Origin of the sequence: Naasia sp. (assembly GCF_025465545.1) — a bacterium.
Taxonomy (GTDB): domain Bacteria; phylum Actinomycetota; class Actinomycetes; order Actinomycetales; family Microbacteriaceae; genus Naasia.
Window position 1 is genome coordinate 1 of the sequence record NZ_JAODMK010000028.1, and the last position, 5,967, is coordinate 5,967.

Sequence of the window (5,967 nt, forward strand, 5' to 3'; positions counted from 1 at the left end):
CTCCCTCGACCTCGGCTCGCTCATCGCCGGAAGCCGCTACCGCGGCGACTTCGAGGAGCGACTGAAGAAGGTCACCAAGGAGATCCGCACCCGCGGCGACATCATCGTCTTCATCGACGAGATCCACACCCTGGTGGGTGCCGGTGCCGCAGAGGGAGCGATCGACGCGGCCAGCATCCTCAAGCCGCTTCTCGCCCGCGGTGAGCTCCAGACGATCGGTGCGACCACTCTCGACGAGTACCGCAAGCATTTCGAGAAGGATGCCGCGTTGGAGCGTCGTTTCCAGCCTGTGCAGGTTCACGAGCCCTCGCTGCCCCACACCATCAACATCCTCAAGGGACTGCGCGACAAGTACGAGGCCTTCCACAAGGTTTCCATCACCGACGGTGCGATCGTCGCGGCGGCGAACCTCGCCGACCGTTATGTCGCTGACCGCTTCCTGCCCGACAAGGCCATCGACCTGATCGACGAGGCTGGCGCACGCCTTCGCCTGTCGATCCTGTCGGCCCCGCCGGAGCTGCGCGAGTTCGACGAGAAGATCGCCGTGGTCCGCGCCGCCAAGGAGACCGCGATCGAGGACCAGGACTTCGAGAAGGCCGCCGGCCTGCGCGACGAGGAGAAGCAGCTCCTCGCCGAGCGCCTGCGCCTCGAGAAGAAGTGGAAGTCGGGCGAGGTCTCCACGACCGCCGAGGTCGACGAGGGTCTGATCGCCGAGGTGCTCGCGCAGGCGACCGGCATCCCGGTGTTCAAGCTCACGGAGGAGGAGAGCTCGCGGCTCATCTTCATGGAGAAGGCGCTGCACGAGCGGGTCATCGGTCAGGAGGAGGCCATCTCGGTCCTCGCCAAGACGATCCGCCGAACCCGTGCCGGGCTCAAGGACCCCAAGCGGCCTTCCGGCTCGTTCATCTTCGCCGGCCCCACCGGCGTGGGGAAGACGGAGCTGGCCAAGGCGCTCGCCGAGTTCCTCTTCGACGATGAGAACGCGCTGATCTCCCTCGACATGAGCGAGTACGGCGAGAAGCACACCGTCTCGCGGCTGTTCGGTGCCCCTCCCGGGTTCGTCGGCTTCGAGGAGGGCGGGCAGCTCACCGAGAAGGTGCGGCGCAAGCCGTTCAGCGTCGTCCTCTTCGACGAGATCGAGAAGGCGCACCCGGACATCTTCAACTCGCTCCTGCAGATCCTCGAGGAGGGCCGGCTGACCGATGGTCAGGGCCGGGTCGTGGACTTCAAGAACACCGTCATCATCATGACGACCAACCTCGGCGCCCGCGACATCGCGGGTGGCCCAGTGGGGTTCGTCGTCGAGGGCGACTCGGCGACCGGATACGACCGGATGCGCGCCAAGGTGACCGAGGAGCTGAAGAAGCACTTCAAGCCGGAGTTCCTCAACCGCGTGGACGAGACGATCGTCTTCCCGCAGCTCAGCAAGCCCGAGCTGCTGCAGATCGTCGACCTCTTCATCAAGCGGCTGGGCGTGCGGATGCTCGACCGTGACATGACGGTGGAGCTCACCGAGCCGGCGAAGGCCCACCTCATCAAGCTCGGCTTCGACCCGGCGCTCGGCGCGCGGCCCCTCCGTCGCGCGGTGCAGCACGAGATCGAGGACCGGCTGAGCGAGCGGATCCTGCACGGCGAGCTCACCTCGGGCGACCACGTGCACGTCGACTTCGTCGACGGCGAGTTCGTGTTCACCACGGGCAAGCGCGGCGACATGGTCGGCGCCGCCACTGCGGGTCAGGGCGCCATCACGGCGGGTCCGGACATCGCCGCAGTGAGCTGAGTCGGAGCTCCTGGGCGAGCGGGGTCGGCCTTCGGCCGGCCCCGCTCTCTCGTTCCGCCCCAAGTGCCCGTTGCGGCGCCAAGTGCCCGCTATAGCGGGCACTTCCCGCCGCAACGGGCACCCTGGCGCGGGGAGCGGCCGCGTCCCTTCCGGGTCGGCGGTTTGGCCGCGGAGGGTGCGGGCCGGGAGAATGACCGGATGAGCGCTTACACCGTGCGGCCGGCACGCACGGGGGACGTCCGCGACATCGCCCGGCTCGTCGAGCCGCTGGTGCAGGAGCGGATCCTGCTCGGCAAGAACCTCGTCGCGTTCTACGAGGCGGTGCAGGAGTTCGAGGTCGCGGTCGCGCAGGACGGCACGCTGGTCGGCTGCGGTGCCCTGCACGTGATGTGGGAGGACCTCGGCGAGGTCCGGACCCTCGCGGTCGCGCCCAGCCACCTGAAGAGGGGGGTCGGCCACGCGCTCCTCGACCGGCTCGAGAGCAAGGGCCTCGCGCTCGGCCTCAGCCGCCTCTTCTGCCTGACCTTCGAGACCGAGTTCTTCGGCAAGCACGGCTTCTCCGCCATCGCCGAGAGCCTCGTGGACCCCGAGATCTACGCGGAGCTCGTCCGCTCGTCCGACGAGGGCGTCGCGGAGTTCCTCGACCTGGCCAGGGTGAAGCCCAACACCCTCGGCAACACCCGCATGGTGAAGCACCTCTAGGAGGACTCTCCGCGCCAATGCGGGCCGAGTGGCGCCGAGGCTCCTAGCCTGACCGCATGTCCTACCGGGCCCCGACGCGTCCGCTGCCGAGCAGCGTCTACCGCCGCCGCCGCCTCTTCGTGCTGCTGGGGCTCCTCGCCGCGATCGTCGTGGTGGTGCTGATCATCTTCCGGCCGGGCGTCGACCCTCAGCCGGCTGGGGCGCCCCAGACCCCGTCGCCCTCCGCATCGGTCGCGACTCCCGGTGCCCAACCGGCGGAGTCGCCGGCTCCGGACGATGGCCCTCCCGCCTGCACCGACGATCAGGTCGACCTCCGGGCCGTCACCGACAAGACGGAGTACGCCGAGGGCGAGCTGCCCCGGCTCTCCTGGACCCTCGCCAACACCGGCACCGACCCCTGCATGATCGACGTGGGCACGAAGGCGCAGGTGTTCACCGTCACGAGCGGCTCCGACACCATCTGGACGTCGACCGACTGCCAGAGCGACGGCTCGGACACTCCGTATGTGCTTCCCGCAGGGGGCGGTGCGCCTGTGACCTCGTCGCCGCTCGAGTGGGACCGAACCCGCTCGACCGCGGGCACCTGCGAGGGCGACCGGCCGGCCGTGCCCGCGGGAGGCTCGTCGTACCACTTCTCGGTGACCGTGGGCGGCTTCAGAGCGGCCGAGAGCGCGCAGTTCCTGCTCGATTGATCGTCGGTTCGCGCTCGGCGCTCGAAATGTCGGCGCAGGGCGGGGCGTCTCAGCGCAGTGCGCTCATCAGGGCGGCGTGCGCCGTGCCCTTGCGGGAGTCGAGCACGGTGGTGAAGCCCATCCGTGCCGCCTCCGATATCCGCTGTGCCGACATCGAGACCGGCCGGATCTCGCCGGCGAGGCTGATCTCGCCCACCGCGACCGTGTCGTGCCCGATGGGGCGGTCCGCGGCGGCTGAGGCCACTGCAAGAGCGATCGCGAGGTCGGCGGCCGGCTCGGTGAGCCGGACCCCGCCGACAGTGGACACGTAGACGTCGAACTGGCTGAGCCGCACCCCCGCGCGGCGCTCGAGCACAGCCAGCAGCATGGCGACCCGGCTGGAGTCGACGCCGTTCGTGACCCGCCGCGGCTGGGGCGCCGACGTGGCGACGACCAGCGCCTGCACCTCAACGGGCAGAGCGCGCCTGCCCTCCATGGCCACCGTGGTGCAGGTGCCGCTCACCGGAGTCGAGGTGCGGCTGAGGAACAGTCCACTCGGGTCGGCGACCTCGGCCAAGCCCACCCCGTTCATCTCGAAGCAGCCCACCTCGTCGGTGGGGCCGAAGCGGTTCTTGAGCGCGCGGATGAAGCGCAGTGCCGTGTGCCGGTCGCCCTCGAACGTGCACACGACGTCGACGAGGTGCTCGAGCAGGCGGGGGCCGGCGATCGTGCCGTCCTTGGTGACGTGCCCCACGAGCAGCACGGGGATGTTCTTGTCCTTCGCCACCCGGATGAGCGTGGACGCCACCTCCCGAACCTGTGAGGGGCCGCCTGCGAGGCCGTCGCCGTCGGCACTCGACACGGTCTGCACCGAGTCGACGATGACGAGCTGCGGCGAGATGGCCTCGATCTGGCCGAGGATGGTGCCGAGGTCCGTCTCGGCCGCCAGGTACAGGCCGTCGCGGAGCGCTCCCGTGCGCTCGGCTCGCATCCGCACCTGCCCGACCGACTCCTCCGCCGTCACGTAGAGGACGGTCGCGCCGGTGCCGGCCGCCCGTGAGGCGACCTCGAGCAGCAGGGTGGACTTGCCGACTCCCGGCTCGCCGCTCAGCAGGATCGCGGCGCCCGGCACGATGCCGCCGCCGAGCACCCGGTCGAATTCGGCGATGCCGCTCGGCCAGTGCTGGGCGTCGTCGGTGCGGATCTCCGAGATGGGCCGAGCACGGCGGTCGGCCGGCACCGAGACGGCCTGCAGGGAGCGCACCCGGGGCGCGGCGGACTCGACCACGGTGCCCCACTGCTGGCATTCACCGCACCGGCCCACCCACTTGGCGGTCTTCCAGCCGCATTCACCGCAGCTGTAGGGGTGCACCGTCGCGGCGGAGTTCTGGCGGGCCATCCCCTCACCCTAGGCGGGCCCCCGGACACCGGCGGGAGCGGCGCCGCGAAGTGGGCAATAGGGTGGAAACGGTTCCGGAGGAGGAGTCATGCGAGTACTGATCACGGGGTCCCGCGGCCAGGTCGGCCGCGTCACGGTGGACGCGTTCCGGGCCGCCGGTCATTCCGTGATCGCCACCGACCGGCTGCCTCCCGGCTTCGACCGCGACACCGAGCCCGCGGGCGTCGAGTACCGCCAGGCCGAGCTCACGGACGCCGGCGACTGCTACGCGCTCGTAGCGCGCGGTGTCGACGCGGTCGTGCACATCGCGGCGATCCCCTCGCCGACGGGCAACACCCCGGCGACCGTCTTCCGCAACAACCTGCTGGCCACCTTCAACCTGATCGAGGCGGCCGTGCGGTTCGGCGTCCCGCGCTTCGTCAACATCTCCAGCGAGACGGTGCCCGGCTTCTTCTTCGCGGAGCGCGACTTCCTCCCCTCCTACGCTCCGGTGGACGAGGAGCACCCGATCGCCCCGCAGGATCCGTATGCGCTCGCGAAGCACTTCGGCGAGCAGCTGATGGACGCGGCCGTCGCCCGCTCCGACATCCGGGCGATCTCGCTCCGCCCGAGCTGGGTGCAGACCCCCGGCAACTACGCGGAGAACCTCGGCCCTCAGGTGCGCGACGCCGCCGTGCTGTCCCCGAACCTCTGGAGCTACATCGACGCGTTCGACCTCGCGGACGCCATCCTGCTGGCTGCCGAGAGCGACCTGACGGGCCACGAGGTGATGTACATCGCCTCGCCCGACAACGTGGGCGGCCGCGACTTCGCCCAGATCCTGCGCGAGCACTACGGCGACGCCATCGAGCTCCGCGACCTCGACCGCACCGACGCGTCGGGCATCTCGTCCGCAAAGGCGCAGCGGCTGCTGGGCTGGACGCCGCGCCGCTCGTGGCGGGACTACCTCGATGAGGACGGCAGGGCGAAGCCCTCGTCCTGAGGCGGCTCTCCGCCGCTCGCGGACGCCCCGGCGACTCGCGTACACTCGTCCCCGGTAGCGTGTCCGAGCGGCCTAAGGAGCATGTCTCGAAAACATGTGTGGGGGCGACTCCACCGTGGGTTCAAATCCCACCGCTACCGCCACTCTGAAGCCCTCTGCGTCCGCACCTTCGTGCGGTTGCAGAGGGCTTCAGGCTTTCCGGATGCACCGTTCGCCTCGCGACCCGGCTCTTGCCGACGCGGCCAAGCTGTATATACAGTTGAACCCGACCTGGTATACAATTGGCCGATCAGTGCATCCGAGGGTGACGATCTCACGGACCTGCCTGTGACAGCGGAGTCCGGCGTGGGGGAACTGATGACAGCGACAGATGCGGCGAATCCGCCGAGTGCAACGCGCCGTCAGCTCGGCATCGATGTCGGCGGCTCGGCCA

Annotated in this window: 5 protein-coding genes and 1 tRNA gene; 5 read left to right on the forward strand and 1 reads right to left on the reverse strand. The window is 69.8% G+C overall.

The genetic code is table 11. The annotated features are described in order from the left end of the window. The 3 genes from JWR33_RS08405 to JWR33_RS08415 form a co-directional block, all read left to right on the forward strand. The coding region (locus JWR33_RS08405) for an ATP-dependent Clp protease ATP-binding subunit (protein ID WP_297411016.1) at positions 1 to 1,780 on the forward strand (1,780 nt) is incomplete at its 5' end. Positions 1,781 to 1,978: 198 nt separating this feature from the next. Beyond that, positions 1,979 to 2,482 (forward strand): amino-acid N-acetyltransferase, encoded by a 504-nt coding sequence (locus tag JWR33_RS08410; protein WP_297411017.1) that lies wholly within the window; start codon positions 1,979 to 1,981, stop codon positions 2,480 to 2,482. Positions 2,483 to 2,538: 56 nt separating this feature from the next. After that, positions 2,539 to 3,174 carry a hypothetical protein gene (locus JWR33_RS08415; protein ID WP_297411019.1) on the forward strand — a complete coding sequence of 212 codons (636 nt, stop codon included), beginning with the start codon at positions 2,539 to 2,541 and terminating at the stop codon, positions 3,172 to 3,174. 49 nt (positions 3,175 to 3,223) lie between these two features. Here JWR33_RS08415 and radA read toward each other — a convergent pair whose 3' ends face one another. After that, complete coding sequence (gene radA / locus JWR33_RS08420; protein ID WP_297411021.1) at positions 3,224 to 4,552, reverse strand: DNA repair protein RadA; 1,329 nt, start codon at positions 4,550 to 4,552, stop codon at positions 3,224 to 3,226. An 88-nt stretch (positions 4,553 to 4,640) separates the two neighbouring features. Between radA and JWR33_RS08425 the strand changes: the two genes are divergently transcribed. Further along, positions 4,641 to 5,534: an NAD(P)-dependent oxidoreductase gene (locus JWR33_RS08425; protein ID WP_297411023.1), complete on the forward strand. Its 894-nt coding sequence runs from the start codon at positions 4,641 to 4,643 to the stop codon at positions 5,532 to 5,534. Positions 5,535 to 5,587: 53 nt separating this feature from the next. Further along, positions 5,588 to 5,677 (forward strand) — tRNA-Ser (locus tag JWR33_RS08430). Positions 5,678 to 5,967 lie beyond the last annotated feature (290 nt).